Origin of the sequence: Mesorhizobium sp. M0001 (assembly GCF_040324255.1) — a bacterium.
In the GTDB taxonomy this organism is placed as follows: domain Bacteria; phylum Pseudomonadota; class Alphaproteobacteria; order Rhizobiales; family Rhizobiaceae; genus Mesorhizobium.
This window is the reverse complement of record NZ_JAMYVS010000029.1, coordinates 1-21,175: the sequence shown is the minus strand read 5'-3', so window position 1 is coordinate 21,175 and position 21,175 is coordinate 1. Positions and strand designations below refer to the sequence as shown.

The 21,175-nt window shown below is 59.8% G+C and carries 17 protein-coding genes and 4 pseudogenes; 19 read left to right on the top strand and 2 right to left on the bottom strand.

The features are described from left to right. On the top strand, positions 1 to 236 hold a 236-nt coding region (locus NKK50_RS30955), incomplete at its 5' end, for a transposase (protein WP_352544348.1). 240 nt (positions 237 to 476) lie between these two features. Here the strand turns inward: NKK50_RS30955 and NKK50_RS30950 are convergent. Next, complete coding sequence (locus NKK50_RS30950; RefSeq protein WP_023727169.1) at positions 477 to 1,187, bottom strand: toll/interleukin-1 receptor domain-containing protein; 711 nt, start codon at positions 1,185 to 1,187, stop codon at positions 477 to 479. Positions 1,188 to 2,052: 865 nt separating this feature from the next. On the opposite strand from NKK50_RS30950, the pseudogene NKK50_RS30945 reads away from it, so the two are divergent. The 12 genes and pseudogenes from NKK50_RS30945 to NKK50_RS30890 form a co-directional block, all read left to right on the top strand. Then, a pseudogene (locus NKK50_RS30945) lies at positions 2,053 to 2,922 on the top strand (IS3 family transposase); the annotation flags it as partial. Between the two features lie 214 nt (positions 2,923 to 3,136). Continuing rightward, positions 3,137 to 3,463, top strand: coding sequence for a helix-turn-helix domain-containing protein (locus NKK50_RS30940; protein WP_023690557.1), 327 nt, complete (start codon positions 3,137 to 3,139; stop codon positions 3,461 to 3,463). After that, on the top strand, positions 3,438 to 4,694 hold the full coding sequence (locus tag NKK50_RS30935; protein ID WP_352498736.1) for a type II toxin-antitoxin system HipA family toxin: 1,257 nt from the start codon (positions 3,438 to 3,440) through the stop codon (positions 4,692 to 4,694). The genes NKK50_RS30940 and NKK50_RS30935 overlap by 26 nt, the downstream gene beginning before the upstream one ends. 474 nt (positions 4,695 to 5,168) lie before the next feature. Further along, positions 5,169 to 6,062 carry a nitrogenase iron protein gene (gene nifH, locus NKK50_RS30930; RefSeq protein ID WP_023706403.1) on the top strand — a complete coding sequence of 298 codons (894 nt, stop codon included), beginning with the start codon at positions 5,169 to 5,171 and terminating at the stop codon, positions 6,060 to 6,062. A 95-nt stretch (positions 6,063 to 6,157) separates the two neighbouring features. Then, positions 6,158 to 7,660, top strand: coding sequence for a nitrogenase molybdenum-iron protein alpha chain (gene nifD, locus NKK50_RS30925; RefSeq protein ID WP_023690555.1), 1,503 nt, complete (start codon positions 6,158 to 6,160; stop codon positions 7,658 to 7,660). A gap of 126 nt (positions 7,661 to 7,786) precedes the next feature. Then, positions 7,787 to 9,328 carry a nitrogenase molybdenum-iron protein subunit beta gene (nifK, locus tag NKK50_RS30920; RefSeq protein WP_352544347.1) on the top strand — a complete coding sequence of 514 codons (1,542 nt, stop codon included), beginning with the start codon at positions 7,787 to 7,789 and terminating at the stop codon, positions 9,326 to 9,328. 56 nt (positions 9,329 to 9,384) lie between these two features. Further along, the gene (gene nifE, locus NKK50_RS30915; RefSeq protein ID WP_352544346.1) at positions 9,385 to 10,875 is read left to right on the top strand and encodes a nitrogenase iron-molybdenum cofactor biosynthesis protein NifE; all 1,491 of its coding nucleotides are present in this window, start codon (positions 9,385 to 9,387) and stop codon (positions 10,873 to 10,875) included. A 7-nt stretch (positions 10,876 to 10,882) separates the two neighbouring features. Next, entirely contained in the window at positions 10,883 to 12,265 is a 1,383-nt protein-coding gene (nifN, locus tag NKK50_RS30910) for a nitrogenase iron-molybdenum cofactor biosynthesis protein NifN (protein WP_352544345.1), read from the top strand. Beyond that, a complete protein-coding gene (gene nifX / locus NKK50_RS30905; RefSeq protein WP_352544344.1) occupies positions 12,231 to 12,728 on the top strand; it encodes a nitrogen fixation protein NifX in 498 nt (165 codons plus the stop codon). Before nifN ends, nifX begins: the two co-directional genes overlap by 35 nt. A 17-nt stretch (positions 12,729 to 12,745) precedes the next feature. Beyond that, positions 12,746 to 13,225 carry a NifX-associated nitrogen fixation protein gene (locus NKK50_RS30900; RefSeq protein ID WP_352544343.1) on the top strand — a complete coding sequence of 160 codons (480 nt, stop codon included), beginning with the start codon at positions 12,746 to 12,748 and terminating at the stop codon, positions 13,223 to 13,225. Continuing rightward, positions 13,225 to 14,055 carry a response regulator transcription factor gene (locus NKK50_RS30895; protein ID WP_352544342.1) on the top strand — a complete coding sequence of 277 codons (831 nt, stop codon included), beginning with the start codon at positions 13,225 to 13,227 and terminating at the stop codon, positions 14,053 to 14,055. The genes NKK50_RS30900 and NKK50_RS30895 overlap by 1 nt, the downstream gene beginning before the upstream one ends. Before the next feature lie 708 nt (positions 14,056 to 14,763). Then, a complete protein-coding gene (locus tag NKK50_RS30890; RefSeq protein WP_352544341.1) occupies positions 14,764 to 15,024 on the top strand; it encodes a putative universal stress family protein in 261 nt (86 codons plus the stop codon). Between the two features lie 957 nt (positions 15,025 to 15,981). Here NKK50_RS30890 and NKK50_RS30885 read toward each other — a convergent pair. Next, positions 15,982 to 16,449: a hypothetical protein gene (locus NKK50_RS30885; RefSeq protein WP_352544340.1), complete on the bottom strand. Its 468-nt coding sequence runs from the start codon at positions 16,447 to 16,449 to the stop codon at positions 15,982 to 15,984. 201 nt (positions 16,450 to 16,650) lie between these two features. Here NKK50_RS30885 and NKK50_RS30880 point away from each other — a divergent pair. From NKK50_RS30880 to scpB, 6 genes and pseudogenes are all read left to right on the top strand, one after another. After that, positions 16,651 to 17,111: pseudogene (locus NKK50_RS30880) on the top strand (NifX-associated nitrogen fixation protein). Between the two features lie 26 nt (positions 17,112 to 17,137). Next, entirely contained in the window at positions 17,138 to 17,341 is a 204-nt protein-coding gene (locus tag NKK50_RS30875; RefSeq protein ID WP_352544339.1) for a CCE_0567 family metalloprotein, read from the top strand. Further along, positions 17,338 to 17,652 (top strand): ferredoxin III, nif-specific, encoded by a 315-nt coding sequence (fdxB, locus tag NKK50_RS30870; protein WP_352544338.1) that lies wholly within the window; start codon positions 17,338 to 17,340, stop codon positions 17,650 to 17,652. The genes NKK50_RS30875 and fdxB overlap by 4 nt, the downstream gene beginning before the upstream one ends. After that, positions 17,561 to 18,004, top strand: a complete 444-nt coding sequence (locus NKK50_RS30865) for an exopolysaccharide production repressor protein (RefSeq protein ID WP_352544337.1) — start codon at positions 17,561 to 17,563, stop codon at positions 18,002 to 18,004. Before fdxB ends, NKK50_RS30865 begins: the two co-directional genes overlap by 92 nt. Before the next feature lie 649 nt (positions 18,005 to 18,653). Continuing rightward, positions 18,654 to 20,015: pseudogene (locus NKK50_RS30855) on the top strand (IS3 family transposase). 341 nt (positions 20,016 to 20,356) lie between these two features. Then, positions 20,357 to 20,720, top strand: a pseudogene (gene scpB, locus NKK50_RS30850) (SMC-Scp complex subunit ScpB); the annotation flags it as partial. Positions 20,721 to 21,175 lie beyond the last annotated feature (455 nt).

The following is a 21,175-nucleotide window of genomic DNA, read 5'->3' as shown; positions in this document are numbered from 1 at the left end:
GGCTGCCGAGACAGCACCACAAGCATCTCAAATCCACCAACATGCTGGAGCGGCTCAACGAGGAAATCCGCCGGCGCACCTATGTCGTGCGCATCTTCCCCAACACCGAAAGCTGCCTGCGCCTGGTCAGGGCGTTGGCCGTCGAAACCAATGAAAACTGGATGGAGGCCAACCGATACATCAACATGGACGACCTGCGCGAGCACAAAAAGCTCGCTCTGCGCCAAGCTGCATGACCAGCATCATGACCAGCATCATGGCTGCCCCATTTTGCAGAACTTGACGCACACAACCATTGCCCCCGAGTCATGCGCGGTCGGTCGTGAGGTGCCTCCGGCTATCCACAGCACTTCCCGGCAAGGTGCCCAACGCCCATTAGAGGCGCATGGATCGGCTTGACTGAGATGGTCGCGCAGAGCCCTGGTGCACTGGCGTATGGCTTCTTGCGACGTGGTGATGTTGTGCAGATTGCACATCTAGGAAGGAGCAACCCCGTTCTTTTTGGCAAGCATGGAAAGGGCTTTTTCCTTGATATCTGCCGCGACCAAAGTCAGAGCTTCGTCGCGATCCTTGAAACTTGCGATCGATGTACCCTTGAGGGTCGCCTGAAAAGAGCCGAAGAGCTCTTCCTGCCACAGGCAATTTCTCGCGATCACTGGAATAACAACCGTCGTGTTGTTGGCCTCTCTCTCCATCGCGTGAGTTAGCTCAATCTGGTTGCAATAACGCGAGTTGATAAAGTCAACGCTTATCAGGAGGATGATAATGTCGGCGCTCTCTAGATTGCCCTTGATGGCGTCCGCCCATTTGTCGCCAGTCTCGATTTCGCCATCGTGCCAAGCCTCGACAAGACCAAGTCGGCTCAGCGGCGTAAGGTGCTTTAGAAGGTCAACCTTGATAGCCGCATCTGCATGCGAGTAGGAGATAAACGCCTTGAGAGGCTTGGGACTGGGGCTAGCCGCATTTTGGGGGAGGGACATAGTCCCACCGGGACCTCCTCTTATCAGTCCATTCTTCCTCAGGCGGTCCTTAGTTGTCGTGTAACGTTCTTCTATCCAACCCAGTTTATTGAAAAGGGCTGCGTTCTTAACGCTCACTTTTCCGCCCCCCGACAATTCTCTAACGGCGTCCATAAACCGGTCTTCTAGAGTTCCAACGCGCTTCCGCGATTTTGCCTTGCTTGCCATTTTATGGAGCCCCCCGAATCTAGGTCGACACTTCCAGCGAAAGTCTTTTGCAGTCAAGTCGACGCTGGAAATTAAGCCGGGAAATCCTCTAATTGGGGAGCCGGCTTGTTGCCAGCAATAAACTCGAACGGTGCGTTGCGTCTTTGTGTTAGCTTGTCGGGTCGGAGGTCTAGCCAGCCTGAGTTAGAGCCTTCTCAAGCGCCGGTCTGGGCACCTCAAGCTGCGCCTTGTCGCCACCCCATAGTCGTCCCCGACGCTGCGAGCCGTCCAAGGGTTGTCAGCTCTGGTGATGCTGACACGGGGCCTAGCTTACGCGCTTACCGTCATCTCAGCCCCTGTCGGTTATGTCCGCGGCCAGGGCATCGATATTCCGTCGAATTGCTCTCCCAGGTCGCACCGCTCCTTGGCTCATATCGCATTCACCAAAGACTATCTCTGGAACGAGATTGACCGACCCGGGAACGCTCCAGGCCGATCCGAGCTAACCGGTGAATCCAAACAACTTCGAATTACCTTAGCGGGTATTATTCTAAAAATGCCCACGGTGCCCCGGTTACAGGCAGCCCGCGAACGCGGGCGAAAGGGTGGACGCCGTCCGAAACAAACCCAATCAGCGCTCCGAAATCACTCGACTCAGCTAAATGAAGGCTGTGCGGCATCTGAAGCAGCCCGTCTCTTTCATAGGACCACCGTCGAGTGCATCGGCGCCGAGGTCAAATAGCCGTTGGCTGAATGTTCTTTCAGTTGGCCGTCTGCAGCGACGCATGCACTAGGCCTATTACGAAGAAAAGCCGGTGGACGGTGGCCACAGCAGCTGTATGAACCGTGCTCGCCGGCGTGCCTTCGGACGTGGCAACCGCATCGGGTCGAGCCAATCTGGAAGGTGCTGCCGTGCCCCGTCGAGCTACCACGACCATGTCGCCAAGCGCATCGATCCTTCCCGGCTGTCGGCTCGGGCGAAGCGGGATGAGGCCATGGCCTTGAAGGATGAGGTCCGACGCGTGTTCGAGGCCAACTTCCGCGTCTACGGCGTTCGCAAGGTCTGGCGGGAGTTACAGCGTGAGGGCTCGACGTCGCCCGCTGCACGGTTGCCCCACTGATGAGGGCCATGGGTCTTGAGGGCATCATCCGCGGCAAGCCGATCCGCACCACGGTGAGCGACAAGGCCGCACCTTGCCCTCTCGATCACGCTAATCGCCAATTCCATGCCCCGGCGCCGAACATGCTGTGGGTCTCCGACTTGACCTGCGTCGCGACCTGGACGGGCTCCGTCTATGTCGCCTTTGTCATCGACACCTATGCGCGAAGGATCGTCGGCTGGCGGGTGAGCCGGACGGCGCATGCCAGCTTCGTTCTGGACGCTCTGAAACAGGCTCTCCATGATCGGCGGCCCGTGCAGGGGGGCAGGCTGATCCATCACAGCGATAGAGGCCGCCCAATACGACTCTATCAGATACACCGAGCGCCTGGCGGAGGCCGGCGTTGAGCCTTCGGTAGGCAGCGTCGGCGACAGCTACGACAATGCTCTCGCCGAAACGATCAACGGCCTTTACAAGGCCGAGGTGATCCATCGACGCGGACCATGGCGCGACTTCGAAGCCGTCGAGTTCGGTAGCTCGATTGGGTCGATTGGTTCAACAATCGCAGGCTGCTGGAGGCCATCGGCAACATTCCGCCGGCCGAAGCTGAGGAACGCTACTACGCCATTCTGTATGACCCAGCCATGGCCGCGTGACTCAACGAAACGGCCTCCGGAAAACCCGGTGCGGTTCAGTTCTCGGAGGAACGACGTTGCCGCGCGGCGCTAAAGAGAGAGGAATATTGATCTCTTTCCATATCATTTTCTTCACATATGATACGTAAACAGATCATAAAGCATTGAAACTACTCGCTGGATGAGATACCTTTGCGTACCATCGCGCATTGGAATAGATCGTATAGGTTGCGTTATGGACTCTCAATCGGAAATTCTACGGGAAATCGGTGGGTTTTTCAGGCAGGCGAGGTTGGCCGCTGCGATGACGCAGGAGCAGGTCGCCGATTTGGCGGGTATATCCCGTCCCCGATATCGCGACATCGAAAAGGGAGCCGCAGCCGCGCGTGCGACGACGCTCATGAATATCGCTCGCGCGCTCGGTCTGGAAATGATGCTGGTTCCGCAAGCCATGGTGCCGGCTGTCCAGGCTCTATTGCGTCCGCATGATGATGACGATCGACCCGCCTTTGTTTCTCAACCTGACGATGACGATCATGGCTCCAGTCTTTCGCGCACCTAAGACGATCCCGTCACTGGACGTGCTCTTGAATGCAGTGAAGATCGGCACAATCGTCAGGACGCCGGGCGATTTCAATGCGTTCAACTTCGATGACGCCTACCGCGCGACGGGCGGCTTTCCGGTTCTCAGCCTGTCGTTCCGGGCAGCGACGGGAGGATTGCGGAAAGATCCAAAGCCTCTGGCAAGCGCCTTGCCCGCTTTCTTCGCGAACCTCCTGCCGGAGGAGAAATTGCGGGAGGCGATGGAAAGGCATCACGAAGGCAATGTGCGGCCAGGCAATGATTTCGATCTTTTAGCGGCACTGGGCGCCGATCTGCCGGGAGCCGTACGGGCGTTGCCCAGTGACGGCGCGATAACGGTTTCGAAGGATGGCTCAAAGGATCACCCCAAGGCACGGTTCTCGCTTGCCGGCGTGCAGATGAAGCTGTCGGTCATGAAGAACATTGGAAAAGGCGGCGGCCTTACCTTGCCGATGGACGACGAGCAGGGCCGGTACATTGCCAAGTTCCCTTCGACGGCGTTTCCGGGCGTTTCCGAGAACGAATTCGCCAACCTGGCGCTGGCAGCAGCAATCGGCATGGAGGTTCCTGAATGCGAACTGGTCGAGAAGTCCGATTTTGAGGGCGTTCCCGAAGAATTCAATACGCTGTCGGAGGGCAAGGTCCTTCTCGTCAAACGCTTCGATCGCGGCGCCGGTGGCGAGAGGATACACATCGAGGATTTCGCTCAGGTCTTCGGTGTCTACCCCTCGCGCAAATATGAGGGGGCCGCTTATCACGACATAGCCTTGGCTCTTGGCGTGGCCGTCTCGCCTACGGCGGCTCTCGATTTCGTCCGCCGCCTGGCACTGAGCGTCATCACCGGCAATGGCGACATGCACCTGAAGAATTGGTCTTTGATGTATCCCGGAAACGGCGACAAGCCGGCGCTTGCACCAATCTACGACGTCCTGTCCACTGTGCCATATATTCCCGCCGACGCCATGGCGCTGTCGCTTGGAGGAGAGCGCTCGTTCAAGGCGCTAGCAGCACCGCGATGGAAAGCATTTGCGAACCGCGCAAGGCTTCCGGAGCCGGCAGTCCTAAAGGCAGTGGTCGAGACGGTCAAACTCGTCAACGAGTACTGGTGGCATCTGCCTGAGCGCGACGTTGTCGCAGCGAAAGTGCTCAAGCGGATGGACGAACATGTGAAGGCGATGACGCCGATACTGAACTCCTGCGCCGATAAGTGAGCCGAGTCCCCTCGGGTTGCTGATATAGCGGAACTTTCGATCCGCGGCCCTATGGATGGCTGGATCGAAGGCATGCCAGCGTGGCGCAAGATTCCGCGGAGTGTCCACGATGACACGCGTGAGCAAGCACGTCAGCTCGCCGGAACAGACAGCATCCCGCAATTCACCCAACAGGATCGAGCTGCTGTTCGTCCACTTCAACATAACGACGCGGTTCAAACGAATTCGGTGACTGAGGATCGCGATCCGACGCTTTGTGTCGCCATTGTCGGGTCCGCTACACGGTCTGTTGCGACGATCCTTTCTTTGGCCCTCAGGCTAAACCCCTGAAAAGCAACCATCAAATTATTCTTCGGTTCGATCAGCCAAATTGGCACGAGTCTTGAGATCCTTAGGTGCGAGGCGGCTACAGCTGCCCGACCGGCATTCATGTCGCGGCAGCCGCGATGAATGGAACGAAGGAAGGAAAGCTACATGTCAGGTTTGCGTCAGATCGCCTTTTACGGCAAGGGCGGCATCGGCAAGTCCACCACCTCCCAAAATACGCTCGCCGCCCTTGTCGACCTCGGGCAGAGAATCCTCATCGTCGGCTGCGACCCCAAAGCCGACTCCACCCGCCTGATCCTGAACGCGAAGGCGCAGGATACGGTGCTGCACCTCGCGGCAGAGGAAGGTTCGGTGGAAGACCTGGAACTCGCGGACGTGCTCAAGGTCGGGTACAAAGGCATCAAATGCGTGGAGTCGGGCGGGCCCGAGCCGGGTGTCGGCTGCGCCGGCCGCGGCGTGATCACCTCAATCAACTTCCTCGAGGAGAACGGCGCCTACGACGACGTCGACTATGTCTCCTACGACGTGCTCGGGGATGTGGTGTGTGGCGGTTTCGCGATGCCGATCCGCGAGAACAAGGCCCAGGAAATCTATATCGTCATGTCCGGCGAGATGATGGCGCTCTATGCCGCCAACAACATCGCCAAGGGTATCCTGAAATACGCCCATTCGGGCGGCGTGCGGCTCGGCGGCCTGATCTGCAACGAGCGCCAAACCGACCGCGAACTCGACCTCGCCGAGGCGCTTGCTTCCAGGCTCAATTCCAAACTTATCCACTTCGTGCCGCGCGACAACATCGTCCAGCACGCCGAGCTCAGGAAGATGTCTGTGATCCAGTATGCGCCGGACTCCAAGCAGGCCGGGGAATACAGGGCGCTGGCCGAGAAGATCCATGGGAATTCGGGCCAGGGCACCATCCCGACCCCGATCACCATGGAGGAGCTCGAGGACATGCTGCTCGACTTCGGCATCATGAAGACCGACGAGCAGATGCTTGCCGAGCTTCAGGTCAAGGAAGCGGCTAAGGCGGCCGCACAGTAGCGACCGCTGCGACATAAGGCGCCGCCTGACCTGGTGCGCCTTTCAAAGAACGGCGCCTCGTCGGTGAGGCGTCCCTGAACCTTGAAAGGGGTCCCATGAGCCTGGAATACGAGAATGACGGTGCCCTCCATGCGAAGCTTATCGAGGAAGTGCTGTCGCAATATCCTGACAAGTCGGCGAAGCGCCGCAAAAAGCACCTCAGCGTCGCAAAAAGCGGCGACGAGGCTGGCGAGGAAAGCGAGGTCCTTTCTGAATGCGATGTCAAATCGAACATCAAGTCCATCCCCGGCGTGATGACGATTCGCGGCTGCGCCTATGCCGGCTCGAAAGGAGTGGTGTGGGGTCCAGTCAAGGATATGGTCCATATCTCGCACGGGCCGGTCGGCTGCGGGCAATATTCCTGGTCTCAACGCCGCAACTACTACCTCGGCACGACCGGCATCGACACGTTCGTCACCATGCAGTTCACCTCCGATTTCCAGGAGAAGGACATTGTTTTCGGCGGCGACAAGAAGCTCGAACGGATCATCGACGAGATCGAGGAACTGTTTCCGCTGAACAAGGGCATGACTGTGCAATCCGAATGCCCGATTGGCCTGATTGGCGACGACACCGAAGCTGTATCCCGCAACAAGGCCAAGCAGCACGGAAAGACAATCGTGCCGGTGCGCTGCGAGGGCTTCCGCGGCGTCTCGCAATCCCTCGGCCACCACATCGCCAACGACGCGATCCGCGACTGGGTGTTCGAGAAGAAGGACCTCGAGTTCGAGGCCGGCCCGTACGATGTCAATGTGGTCGGGGACTATAATATCGGCGGCGACGCCTGGGCTTCGCGCATCCTGCTCGAGGAGATGGGTCTGCGCGTGGTCGGCAACTGGTCGGGCGACGCTACGCTGGCCGAAATAGAGCGAGCGCCAAAGGCGAAACTCAATCTCATCCATTGCTACAGGTCGATGAACTACATCTGCCGGCACATGGAGGAAAAGTATGGCATCGCCTGGATGGAGTATAATTTCTTCGGGCCCTCCCAGACCGAAGCCTCTCTGCGCAAGATAGCCAAGCACTTCGGGCCGGAAATCGAGGCGAAGGCCGAGGCGGTCATCGCCAAATACCGGCCGCTGGTCGAGGCGGTCATAGCCAAGTACCGGCCGCGCCTCGAAGGCAGGACGGTGATGCTCTATGTCGGCGGGCTGCGCCCCCGTCACGTCGTCACCGCATATGAGGACCTGGGCATGGTGATCGTCGGCACTGGCTATGAATTTGGCCATAACGACGACTATCAGCGCACCGGCCACTACGTGAAAAAGGGCACGCTGATCTATGACGACGTGACTGGTTACGAGCTGGAGAAGTTCATCGAGGGGATCCGTCCTGATCTCGTGGGCTCCGGCATCAAAGAAAAGTACCCGGTCCAGAAGATGGGCATACCGTTCCGTCAAATGCATTCCTGGGATTATTCCGGCCCGTATCATGGCTACGACGGGTTCGCCATCTTCGCGCGCGATATGGACCTGGCCATCAACAACCCGGTCTGGAACCTCTACGACGCCCCCTGGAAGAAAAAAGCCGAGCCGTCGGCGGCGATCGCAGCCGAATGAAACCCTGGCCTCCCGGAAGCCGGGAGGCCGCGAACGCCTGTGGCCGCTTGTCCGCGGGAGACCTGAAAACGTTTCGACGTCCCTGTGCCGCCGTATGGCGGGCCAGATGGAAAGAGGTAACCACCCATGCCGCAGTCGGCTGAAAAAGTTCTCGACCACGCGCCCCTGTTCCGCGAGCCGGAATACAGGCAGATGCTCGCCGAGAAGAGGCTGAATTTCGAATGTCCTCACCCGGACCAGATCGTTACCGACCAAGGCGAATTCACCAAGACGTGGGAATACCGCGAAAAGAACCTTGCTCGCCAAGCGCTTGTCGTGAACCCCGCCAAGGCCTGCCAGCCGCTCGGCGCGGTGTTCGCGGCCGCAGGCTTCGAGCGAACCATGTCCTTCGTCCACGGCAGCCAGGGCTGCGTCGCCTATTACCGCTCGCACCTGTCGCGCCATTTCAAGGAGCCTGCTTCGGCGGTTTCCTCCTCGATGACCGAGGACGCGGCAGTGTTCGGCGGCCTGAAGAACCTGGTCGACGGTCTCGCCAACACGTACCAACTCTACGACCCGAAGATGATCGCCGTCTCGACCACTTGTATGGCGGAGGTCATTGGAGATGACCTGCACAGCTTCATCGAGAACGCAAAGGACGAAGGCTCGATCCCGCGCGCCTTCGACGTACCATTCGCCCACACGCCGGCCTTCGTCGGCAGTCATGTCGATGGCTACGACGTCACGCTCAAGGGGATTTTGGAGCATTTCTGGAAAGGCGAGGAGCGAACGGAAGCCGAGGGGACCATCAACGTCATTCCGGGTTTCGATGGCTTCTGTGTTGGCAACAACCGGGAACTCAAGCGCCTGCTCGACCTCATAGGCGTGTCCTATACCTTGATCCAAGACGCCTCTGACCAGTTCGACACGCCGTCCGACGGCGAATACCGGATGTATGACGGCGGCACGAAGATCGAAGACGTGAGGAAGGCACTCAACGCCGAGGCGACGCTGTCGCTGCAGCATTACAACACCCGAAAAACCCTGGAGTATTGCGAGGGGGTGGGGCAGGCGACGGCCTCGTTCCATTACCCGCTCGGTGTAAAGGCGACTGACGACTTCCTGATGGAGGTTTCCGCGATTTCCGGCAAGCAAATCCCGGAGGCAATCCGCCTCGATCGCGGCCGACTTGTCGACGCCATGGCGGACAGCCAATCCTGGCTGCACGGTAAGAAATACGCCATTTACGGCGATCCGGACTTTGTCTACGCCATGGCCCGCTTCATCATGGAGACGGGCGGCGAGCCGACCCATTGCCTCGCCACCAACGGCACGTCGGCATGGGAAGCGGAGTTGAAGGAACTGCTTGCATCATCGCCCTTCGGCAAGGATGCTCAAGTCTGGGCGGGCAAGGACCTCTGGGCGATGCGCTCCCTGCTCTTCACCGAGCCGGTGGACCTGCTGATCGGCAACTCCTATGGCAAGTATCTGGAGCGCGACACCGGCACGCCGCTGATCCGGCTGACGTTTCCGATCTTCGATCGCCACCATCACCATCGGTTCGCGCTGATGGGCTACCAAGGCGGGTTGCGCGTGCTGACGACGATCCTCGACAAGATCTTCGACAAGCTCGATCGCGAGACAAGCGAGACGGGCGTGACGGACTATTCGTATGACCTCACCCGCTAAGCTTGACGGTCGGCTTTGGCCGGTCGTCTTCCCGAGGGACTTTGGAGACCGACGCAATGTCCTTGCTCAGAGCCAAAATCCAGGATGTCTTCAACGAGCCTGGCTGCGAAAAGAACCGCGGCAAGGATGCCAAGGCGCGCAAGGTGGGCTGTTCGAGGCCACTGACCCCCGGGGCGGCGGCCGGCGGCTGTGCCTTCGATGGCGCCAAGATCGTACTGCAGCCGATCACCGACGTCGCACACCTGGTCCATGGGCCGCTCGCCTGCGAGGGCAATTCCTGGGACAACCGCGGTGCGGCTTCGTCCGGGCCAACGCTGTGGCGCACGAGCTTCACGACCGACCTCACCGAACTCGATGTTGTCATGGGGCAGGGCGAGCGGAAGCTCTTCAAAGGGATCCGCGAGATCAAGGAAGCGTATGGGCCGCCGGCGATCTTCGTCTATCCAACCTGCGTGACGGCGCTGATCGGCGACGACATAGAGGCCGTCTGCCAGCGCGCGGCGGAAAAGTTCGGCTTGGCCGTTGTACCGGTCAATGCGCTGGGCTTCGCCGGCTCCAAGAATCTTGGCAACAAGCTTGCCGGCGAGGCATTGCTCGATCATGTCATCGGCACGGCCGAGCCCGACGATCCCGGCCCTCACGACATCAACATCCTTGGCGAATTCAACCTCTCAGGCGAATTCTGGCTGGTGAAGCCGCTGCTGGATCGGCTCGGGATCCGGGTGCGCGCCTGCATTCCGGGTGACGCGCGTTACTTCGACATTGCCTGCGCGCACCGCGCCCGGGCGGCTATGGTGGTGTGCTCGACCGCGCTCATCAATCTCGCCCGCAAGATGGACGAGCGCTGGGGCATCCCGTTTTTCGAGGGCTCCTTCTACGGCATCACCGATACCTCGGATGCACTCCGGAACATAGCTGAGCTGCTCGTGAAGCAGGGTGCTGATCCGGAGATCCTCGGCCGCACCGAGGTATTGATTGCAGAGGAAGAGGCGATCGCCTGGAAGAAGCTAGCGGCCTACCGGCCGAGGCTCGCAGGCAAGCGCGTGCTGCTCAACACCGGCGGCGTGAAGTCCTGGTCGGTCGTCCATGCGCTGATGGAGATCGGGATCGAGATCGTCGGCACCTCTGTCAAGAAGTCGACCGTCGAAGACAAGGAGCGGATCAAGCAGATCCTCAAGGACGACAACCATATATTCGAGCAGATGGCAGCGCGCGAGCTTTACGCCATGCTCTCCGAACACAAGGCCGATATCCTGCTATCAGGCGGGCGCACGCAATTCGTCGCTCTGAAGGCCAAGACACCCTGGCTCGACATCAACCAGGAGCGCCAACACCCTTACGCCGGCTATGACGGCATGGTGGAACTCGTACGCCAGATCGACCTGGCCATTCAAAACCCCATCTGGCGCCAGGTACGGGAGCCGGCACCATGGGATTGCCAGCCTGCGGTGGGGGAGGAACTGCCGCGCACGAAAAGCGAGAACGTGACCTTGCATGCTGTCCAGGAATTCTCCGGCACGACGGCCGCTGATTTCGGCGAGTGTTGAGAAGCCAATGGGCCGCATCCTTCCCCAGACCAAAGCGGCGGCGGTCAATCCGCTGAAGTCATCGCAGCCGCTGGGTGCCGCCTTGGCCTTTCTTGGCGTCGACGGCGCGATGCCATTGTTCCACGGCAGCCAGGGGTGCACCAGCTTCGCGCTCGTGCTCTTCGTGCGACATTTCAAGGAAGCCATTCCCTTGCAGACAACCGCGATGGACGAGGTGGCAACGATCTTCGGCGGGGCAGACCATCTGGAAGAGGCGATCCTCAACCTCAAGGCCCGCACAAAGCCAACGCTGATCGGGGTTTGCACGACCGCGCTGGTGGAAACCCGGGGCGAAGACTGCGCAGGAGATATCGCCAATATCAGGCTGAAGCGCACCAAAGAACTCGCGGGTACGGAGGTGGTGCTGGCCAACACACCAGATTTCGATGGTGCGATCGAAGAGGGCTGGGCCAAAGCTGTCACCGCGATGATCGAAGGGATTACACGGCCCGGCGAGCAGGCGCGGCAATCGAAGAAGATCGTGATCCTGCCTGGCTGGAACCTCACTGTGGCTGACATCGAGCATTTGCGTGAGATGGTTGAGAGCTTTGGACTGAAACCGGTGATTTTGCCGGACGTCTCCGGCTCGCTCGACGGTACGGTGCCTGACCGTTGGGTCACGACCACCTATGGCGGCACTAGCGTCGAGGATATCCGCGAGCTAGGCACGGCCGAGCGATGCATTGTCATCGGTGAGCATATGCGCCGCCCGGCCGAGGTGCTGCAGAGGTTGACCGGGGTTTCTTACGTGCTGTTCCGGTCGTTGACGGGATTGAGGGATGCCGACCGGTTCGTCTCGCTGCTATGCGCGATTTCGGGCGCGGCGGCGCCGGCTGGGGTGCGCCGTCGGCGGGCGCAGTTGCAGGACGCTCTGCTCGACGGACATTTCCACTTTGGAGGCAAGAAAATTGCGATCGCTGCTGAACCAGACCAACTCTACCAACTCGCGAGCTTCTTCATCGGCATGGGCTCCGAAATCGCGGCGGCGGTCACAACGGCCGCTATGTCGAAAATTCTGGAGGAAGTACCGGCGCAGTCGGTTCAAATCGGCGATCTCGGCGATTTGGAAGCGCTTGGCGCCGGCGCTGATCTTCTCGTTACTCATTCCCACGGCCGCCAGGCGGCGCAGCGTCTCGGCATTCCGCTCATGCGGGTCGGCTTCCCGATCTTCGACCGGCTCGGGGCCCAGCACAAGCTCACAATCCTCTACCAGGGGACCCGCGACCTGATCTTCGAGGTTGCCAACATTTTCGAAGCCAACGGGCGAGCGCCGACGCCTGAGGCGCTTGATCCACTCCGTAAGCGAGAAATGCCAGATGAGCTCCGTCCGTCGCCTCTCGCTCGTCACTGACGAGGTTCACGCACCGACGCCGGAACGCCAAGCGGGCGCATTGCGCGTGGCCATCGCCACGCAGGACATGAAGAACCTCAACGCCCATTTCGGATCGGCCAGGCGCTTTGCTGTCTACGACGTGATGCGCGAGGAGTGGAATCTCGTGGAAGCCGTGGCCTTCGATGACGTTTCCGACGAGAGCGGGAAGCATCGAACTGAGGGCGATGACCGCATCACCCCGAAGGTGGAAGCGCTAAAGGGCTGTCATCTCCTGTTTTGTCTGGCGATCGGCGGACCTTCGGCAGCCAAACTTGTTTCCGCAAAGATCCATCCGATCAAAGTGCCGCAGCCCCAGACCATCCAAGAGGTGCTGTTGCGCACGCAGATGATGCTCAGGACGTGTCCTCCCCCTTGGCTGCGCAAGGTGCTGGCGCAGGCAGGTGTCGCTGAACAGAAACCCTCCTTCGAGGAGGAAAGCTGAAATGAGGAGTGGGCGTAATGTTTGAAGCCGCTGTTAGCCCTGCCGCCACCGGGGACGAGGCGGCCCTTGCCACCCCGTTCGTCAAATGCCTCGTGCGGCTGATCCGTGCCAATGATTCCCACGGGTCATGGGAAGGCAAATCGGATGCCGAGCTGCTGGGCGACTTCATCATCACCAGGGAACAGCGCCGCGCAATTCCAATCATCGGCGATCCCGATCCGGACGTGCTGTGGAGGCTCGATAAGTTCTACACCGCCGTCGGGCTTGCGATTGAGGAACGCTCCGGCCTGATGGCATCCCCGATCATCGAGATGAGCCATGAGGGCTTCGGGCGCGTGCTTTTCACGGCCGGGCGGTTGGTCGTTCTGTCGAAAACCCTGCGCGACGTCCATCGGTTCGGTTTCGAGACGTTCTGGAAACTCGCCGCGGCCGGTACCCAACTGGCCGGCGATGCCACCGCAGCCATTGAGGCTTATCCCGAGGTGGCGCGGGCGTGATGGAACTGATTTTCGTAAAAGGTCCTGTCAGGCTCGAGGACATGCGATCGCCAGCCCTCTCAATCGAGGCAGTCGAGGCCGATGTGGTTCTTGGGGTAGCGCTGATGAAGCCACTGGTCCTGATCTGTTCGCAAGATGCGGAGTTGTGTCTGTACTACAGCCACATTCTGGGGGTGGATGGCTTCAGGATTGAACTGGCCAGAAGCGTGGAGGAAGCGCTGGCATTAGCCAGTGAACGGGAGCCGCAGGCCGTGGTGCTGGACTGCCAGCCGGCAAGCTCGACAGGGTCCACCATCTGTGGCCAGCTCAAGGCGGAGTTCCGGAACAGAGGCCTGCTGGTTATTGCGCTGATCGCGCCCGGCGCCGAAAACCAGCACCTCGATCTCTTGAAGGCAGGTATTGACGAGAGCTTTGTGCGGCCCTTCGGGCCGGCGATGCTGCTCGATTGTCTACGGACGAAGCTGGCGCTGCCAAAGCCGGGTTCAAACGGGATCGAAAACGGCAGCTCGCTCCGCTGTGGCAGGCTAGAGATGAACGTCGATGCCCGCCGAGTCCGTGGTAACGGCCACGACATCCACCTTGGACCGATCCAGTTCAAGCTGCTGCGGCATTTGCTTGAGACTCCCGGCATGGTGTTCAGCCGATTCGAGTTAAAGAACGCAGCTTGGGGGGAAAAGATCCATGTCGGTGAACGCACCGTCGATGTCCATATCAGCCGGATCAGAAAGGAGCTGGAGAGGACGTCGGCCGGGAGCGTCATTCGAACCATCAGGTCCGACGGCTACTCGCTGGAGGAGGCGGACGTTGAGCCTGAAGTTGACGGTGAATAGGCATCGGTGCGCTGCCACTCGCTCGAGTGGCCGGACGGCTGAACAGCGAACTGATGTAGTGCCACCCCCATCTCCGTCGTGCTGAGGGCAAGTCTTGCGGCTTCGAAACGCGCCTAAGATACGACATACTTAGAAAGAAGCAGTCAGATGGCCTTCAAAAGCGTACTCTTGTGACGGGAGTTGACCACTCCGCTCAGGATGTCAGGACAGCTGCCGGCTTGTGTGCCGAAGTCGGCGCGTATCTGTATGGTGATGTCGCCTCCACCGCTCGTGATGCTCGCCTCGGCCGTTAGGCGGTGGCATCCCCGAGTGGCCTGGACAACGCGCACACGCCATTGCCGCACTGGAACAACGGTACACGCAAAGAGATTTTCACAGGACACGGCCAGTTCGGAAAAAACATCCAGGGAAATTCACAAACTGCTGAAACGTGGCGGTGCTATGATGTCGATACCCACTACTGCGATCAGGCCAGCGTCGGTGACGCGGTGCGACAGCGGGCGCTCTGCAACGACCTGACTATCGTCGGCCCCGCTTCTCAACGACATTAATCTCGGACCCCTTGTTATCAAGGGCAGCCTGTTCGATACCAGAAGCCGGTGCTTGTCTTGCCGGAGGGCGCTGAGGCGACTCTGTCGCCACGGCGCGTGCTGGTGGGCTTGGATTTGCGAGTCGAGGCGTCCCCGTTCAGTTCGGGAAGCGCTGGATTTGCTAGCCGATGCTGAGGAAGTTCGTGTCGCACTCGTCGATCCGGAGGCGACCTGCACCGGAAACGACACCGAGCCGGGAGCCGACATCGCTGCCTATCTCACTCGGCACGGTGCTTGGGTGTCGGTTGACCGGCTGGCGAGCGCCGGCAAACCAGTGGCCACGGTGCTCGCGCAGCACGCAATCGACACGTCTGCCGACATGACAGTGATGGGCGCTTATGGCCGACGGCTGCGCGAGCGGCTCTTCGATGGCGAATAAGATGGATAGTGGGGGAGCCGCCCTTGCCGCTGTTTTTGGTTCGCTAACGGGTTTTGAAGCAGCACCGATGCTGTTCGAAGCTCTACTCCCCTGGGTCACCTATGCTGATGCCAAGTCGGAGAAAGGCCGCGGCAAACGCGCCGAGTTTCGCGAAGCTCCTCGGAGCCAATCTGCACGCGCCGTTGCCGAGACATCGCGGACGTCTCGCGTTTGGGGGGCTGCTCGACCGAGATGATCCTTAACGCGGAGACCGACGGCCGGCAGAGGTAGGCGCTCCTCAATGCAGTCAAAACCGGGGCTTTGCAGGTCGGCGTCAGGTCGAGAAAGAGCGTCGTTTCAGCGCGGCAGGCGGCGTTCGGACCGTAGCCGCATCGTATTGCCGCTATCGCGATCTCTCCTGACTACTGGCCCGGAGCTGAACAACGCGACCGTGTCGTGCTCTGCCGGAGCCGGCGGGACTCGATCGCATCAATCACATTGTTGTCGTCAGGGATGGTATCGGGTTAGCGGCGAGGACGGCCGTCGCCCGACCCACGTTGGCGAGCGAGCGTTCTTTGGTCAAATTCTGACAACGCTCACATTCGCACCAGGCGGTCCCTGTAGTGCCTGAGCACAGGGAACACAGAACATATCGGCACAAAGCAGGAACCCCCGGAGAGCTCACCGACCGCACATGCCGGCACTCATCCTGGCTTCGCTACGACATCATCGATCTGAGGCTGGCGGTATTGGCGAGCTACAGCTGGACCGGCTTCGGTCGTGACGAACTCCCATGACACCAGCCCAGGAATTCAATGGTAAGGCGGGCGAGGGGGCCGAGGCCGGGCTCGGATGGAGCGGTCCCCTGCAATCGCGAATGGCGAGATCCGCTGCCGCCTTATGGACCGGAACGGCAAGGCGCCCAAGCCGGTGGCGTGAAGCGGACGATGATGGCGGGCCTAGCGGTAGTCAACGCAGTCATGATGTCCATCTGCTCGTCCCCCAGCCCGGATGCCTGGTCAGCCATTCGTGGCCACGCTTTTCTGGCGCGGCGAAGCGAGTGATGCGTGTTGAAACAAACCGGACAGCAGCAGAAAACATGTCGCGTCCAATACAACTGGCTATCTTGGGCACCAAAGGCTTTTTTAAAGTGTAACAAGCGTTTAGTGCGCGCTGAGCGCGTTGGCACGGCTTTTGCGAATTGATCAGCAACACTGAGTGAAGGCTGACTGCATGCGAAGGCTTGTTGCGGCGCTCTCTTTGCCGCTGCGCAAAGCAGTTTCCCGAAGGTGCCAAGGCGCGGTCGGCCAAGGAAGAAAGATAAAAAAGGATGATTGGTCGAAATGGCTTACTAGCCAATTCGTCCATTTCCCTGGCGTGACCGCAACAAGCTTGGTGATCATTTGCAGCAGCATCGAGGCTCGAATTTTCATTGCCTTCCTGCATTGCGGCGGAAGAGATGCTCGACGCGAATTCGCGTGGAAGACTTCGCATCCGAGGACGTGTTGAAGGTCGGCCGAGGACATCAATTGTGTGGACTCGGCGGCGCCGAGCCAGGCGTCGGCTGCGCAAGTGTGCCCGAAGTAGGCGTCCCAGACAACAGACATCGTGCTTCGAGGAAGAGGACTGAAATGAGGAGAAGGCGAAATGTCTGATGCCGCGGTCAGCCCGGCTGTCAACGAGGACGAGGCTGCCCTTGCCACCCCGTTCGTCAGATGCCTTGTGAGCTGATCCGTGCTCAAGACCCCTACGGCTCGTGGGAAGGCAATCGGACGCCGAACTGCTGGTCGACTTCATCGTCACCAGAAAACAGCGCCGTGCGATGCCTGTCATCGGCAATCCCGAGCCGGACGTGCTGTGGAGGCTCGACATGTTCTAAACCGCCGTCGGGCTCGCGATCGAGGAGCGCTCCGGCCTGATGACATCGGCAATGATGGAGATGAAATTCACGAGGACTTGGGGCCCCATGCTTTCCGCGGCCGGGCCCTGGCAAGACGTTCATCGGTTCGGCTTTCGAGATGCTCCGGAAACTGGCTGAGGCCGGTGCGAAACTGATCGACGATGCTACCGCAGCCACTGAAGCCGGTCCCGGTGTGGCGCCGGCGTGAAGAAACCGATTTCGAGGAAAGGATTTATGTCAAAGCTAGATGAGATGGGGACGAAAGTCCGAAAGCTTCAGCTGCGCGCGGCGATTGCCAAGATGAAATTGCGCGACCTTGCAGAGGATCTCCCGGGAAAATGGACGAAGATAGAGGAAGTGGCCGAGGAAGCGTCTGCCGTTTTTGCCGAGTTGGATGGTGCCAGGAGAGAGCTCGCTGAAATGAACAAGTTACGATGATGAGCACATTCACCACCCGCGATGGCTCCGGATGGATGCCGGAATATCTCACCGCTATAGACGGCACGACCTGCATCGGCTGCGGTCGCTGTTTCAAAGTCTGCTCGCGCGAGGTCATGCAGCTTTACGGCGTCGATGACGCGGGTGAAATCCTCGGCGCCTGCGACGGTGAGGACGATTTCGATGGCGAGCTCAATCGCATGATCATGGTCGTCGACCATGCCGGCCGCTGCATCGGCTGCGGAGCCTGCGGCCGCGTCTGCCCGAAGAACTGCCAGACCCATGTTGCGGCCGACCAGGTCGCAGCCTGATCTGAGGAGACAAACAAGGAGAACGGCGTTGCCCTTTAGAATATTTTGTCGCGTCTTTGGGCTGGTCCTGTGCAGCACCGCTCTGACCGTCTACTTCGCTTCTCATTCCATCGGCACAGTAGTCGTCACGACGCTGGCTTGTTCCTTACTCTTTCAACTGGCATATTTCGCAAGTGTGCTCTTTCTGATCTGGCGGTCTGACTGGGTTAGCCGAGCTGGCCAAAGGGCTGAGCATTTCGACAGTTGCAAGGAAGCTGGAGCTTCGCCGCCACACCTTGATGAGGTGACGAATGAATCCGCAGATTTGCTCCAGCGCGATCAAATGCTGGCCATATCGCTGCTGCTGCCTTGAGGCGCCATGACAAAGTCAGAGCTGACGTGCTCCCGTTTTGTGCGTTTATTTTTGGTCGCCCGGCCGGAACTTCCGGGGGTAATGGTTCAGGGCGGCACGCACGCCGATGAGCCTTTCATGAGCGATATCGGCGGCTAATCGACCAGGACCGGGCGGACATTGATCACGATCAGTTGCGGGCGTTTCGGGGGTGGCTGGGCCGTACCCGCGAAAATCGAAGGCCAATGTGGCGGCTGAGCTAAAAGCAGGGGTCTTGTGGAGATCAGTGATAACGACTAGCCAAAGTTCAAGAGCGAAGCCTTTGATGCGATCCACAGCGCCGTGGAAGGCATGTACCCGGGCCGGAACGATCGACAAGGCGACGCTGCGCAGCTTCGACGGCAGTTAGCGGTGCCGCTAGAATTCACACCGGACGAAATCAAGGCGCTGCGTGAGACGGGCATTCTTGTGGATGTTTATTCGGACCCTCCGGTGAGTGCTGAAGCGTGGTAACTCCAGTCTCCCCGGTCCGGCCCGAATGGACAATCTCCCGAAAGCTCACAGCTAGGCGTTTTGCCGCTACGTGCGATAAGGCAAGCTTACCGGACATAATCGGCCCGCGACAGTGAACTGACCCCCGAAAGTTGGACACAACCTTCGGGGGTTTTGCATGTCCAAATACAGCGAGAGTTTCAAGCGCTCGGTTGTCGATAGCTATTTAGGCGGGGATGAGAGCTACGCGAGTGCGGCGTCGATGCATGGCATTGATGCGGCCACTGTTCGCAAGTGGGTTGCGTTGTACCAGGCGCATGGCGATGCCGGGCTATCTGCCAAGTACGATCGTTATGACACGGCGTTCAGGCTGTCGGTGCTTGAGCGAATGTGGGAGGAAGGTCTGTCGTATCGGCAGACGGCTGCATTGTTCAATATCCGCAATGCCAGTTGCCTGACGGGCTGGGAGAAGCGCTATCATGCGGGCGGGATAGAGGCGCTCGGCCCACGTCCCAGAGGACGACCCATGTCAAAGCCGCCGTCCCCCGCAGTGCCTGTTGCAGCCAGTGATGAGGCCAAAAGCCGCGAAGAACTGCTGGCTGAGCTGAAGCATCTGCGGATGGAGAACGACTACCTAAAAAAACTGGAGGCCTTAACGCAGGGACATGCGCTCAAAAAGCGCAAGCCGTCCCGGCGTTAAGGCCGTTGCATTCGCTTGAGGGGCTGCTCGAGCTGGCGAGCTTGCGCGCAGCACGTTCTATTACAGACAGAAAGCAGCGAAGCGCTCGGACCGCCATGCGGCGCTGAAGGCGGCGATCAAGGCCATCTTCGACAGCCACAAGGGTCGCTACGGCTATCGCCGGGTGACTGCGCAACTGCACCGGTTGGGCCGGCGCGTCAACCACAAGACCGTCCAGAGCCTGATGGCCGGGATGGGATTGAAGTCGCTGGTCAGGCCGAAGAAGTATCGCTCCTACAGCGGCGAGGCTGGGCGGACCGCTCCCGATCTGTCGCAGCGCAAGTTCGGCGCCGACCGCGCCAACCGCAAATGGGTGACCGACGTGACGGAGTTCAGCCTGGCCGGCGACAAGCTCTATCTGTCCCCGGTCATGGATCTCTACAATGGCGAGATCGTCGCGTTCGAGACGGCGCGGCGGCCACGCTTCAAAATGGTGGACAATATGCTGACCAAAGCCCTCGCCCGGCTTGGTGAGGACGAGCGGCCGATCCTGCATTCCGATCAGGGATCAGGGATGGCAGTATCAGATGTCGGCATTCCAACGCAGGCTGGAAGCCAGAGGCCTCCAACAGAGCATGTCACGCAAAGGCAATTGCCTCGACAACGCCCCAATGGAGAGCTTCTTTGCCATCCTCAAATCCGAGCTCTTCCATCCCGGAACCTTCGACACCGTTCAAAGCCTGGACGACGCCATCACGGACTACATCGACTATTACAACCACCGCCGCATCAAACTGAAACTGAAAGGGCTGGCCCCCTGTGCAATACAGGAACCAGCCCTTAAACCTACCAACTCAATGAACCGTCCAACTTTATGGGGTCAGTTCACAGGTCCGGCGGTTTTTTGCCATTTGTGTTGCTAAAACGCCGTCACGATTCATCGTATCGAGGATGATTCTTCGTCTAATCGTCTTCCCGCCGGCATGGGCCGATCGCCAGCGTCGCTCTGACCGTGCCGGTCGTCCCCGTTTCGAGCTGGCTGCGTCGGGCGGTTCTTAACCCGCACAGCCTTACAGCACAGGGCGTCGAAGACCTTGCGATCGTGACAGGTGCCGCCATCGGTGCGCTCGATGCGGTGGTGCGCCGGGAAGAAATTGAGGAATTCGGTCTAGCCCACGACGACGAGGCGGTCAGCGATCTGGCGGACGAGCCACCTGACGCAGTCGGAGGTGCTGGTGCTGATGTGCATCGCCTACTTCCAGCCGATCACCCGCGGCGAGCTGTCATTTTTTTTTTGGCAAAGAGATTTCGCGCGACCTGATCGGTCATCTGCGCGGCGCCGGCTTCCTCGCCTCTGGCCCGCGCAGCCCGACGGCTGGGGCGCCTATACGTATGTCACGACGAAAGAATTCCTGCTCGAGTTTGGGCTCGACACGCTGGGCGACCTGCCGGACTTCGACGGCGCTCGAGGATGCCGGGCTGCTGTCGAAGGACAAGCTGCTGGCGGGCGACATCATGCCGGGGTTTTCCGATCCCGGCGAGAGTGACGAGGCCATCGAGGAATAGAGGACCCGTGCCAAGGTCGGAAGATCCGGCCGCGTATCTTAGGCTCGCTCAGCACCAACATCGTCGATTGTCGACGACCCTTGGCCGATTCCACCCTCCATATCTCCGCGAACGTGCGTTCCAGGCGGCTCGCCCAGTAGCGCGACGGGGCAGGAGGCGGGGTCAAATCCTCACTTCGCTTGACAAGCCGGCGCTGGCTGCGGCGGCATCCTTGCTTTGGTGTCGGAACGGGAGGTCATGTAGAGCATCACCTGGCAATCGGTCACATGAAGGTTTGGCATCGAGCTCAAATCGTTGTTTGATTGAGATGCGATGCCACCCTCGACGCCCGAACGGCTGACCCAGCCCTGAAGGCATAGGCGCTAAGATAGCTTTGGCATGGACTGAAATTTGCGCTTTCGTGGTGGTTCGCGCCAGCGATATCGCAAGGCATGGAGATTTTGGCGCAGGGCCGC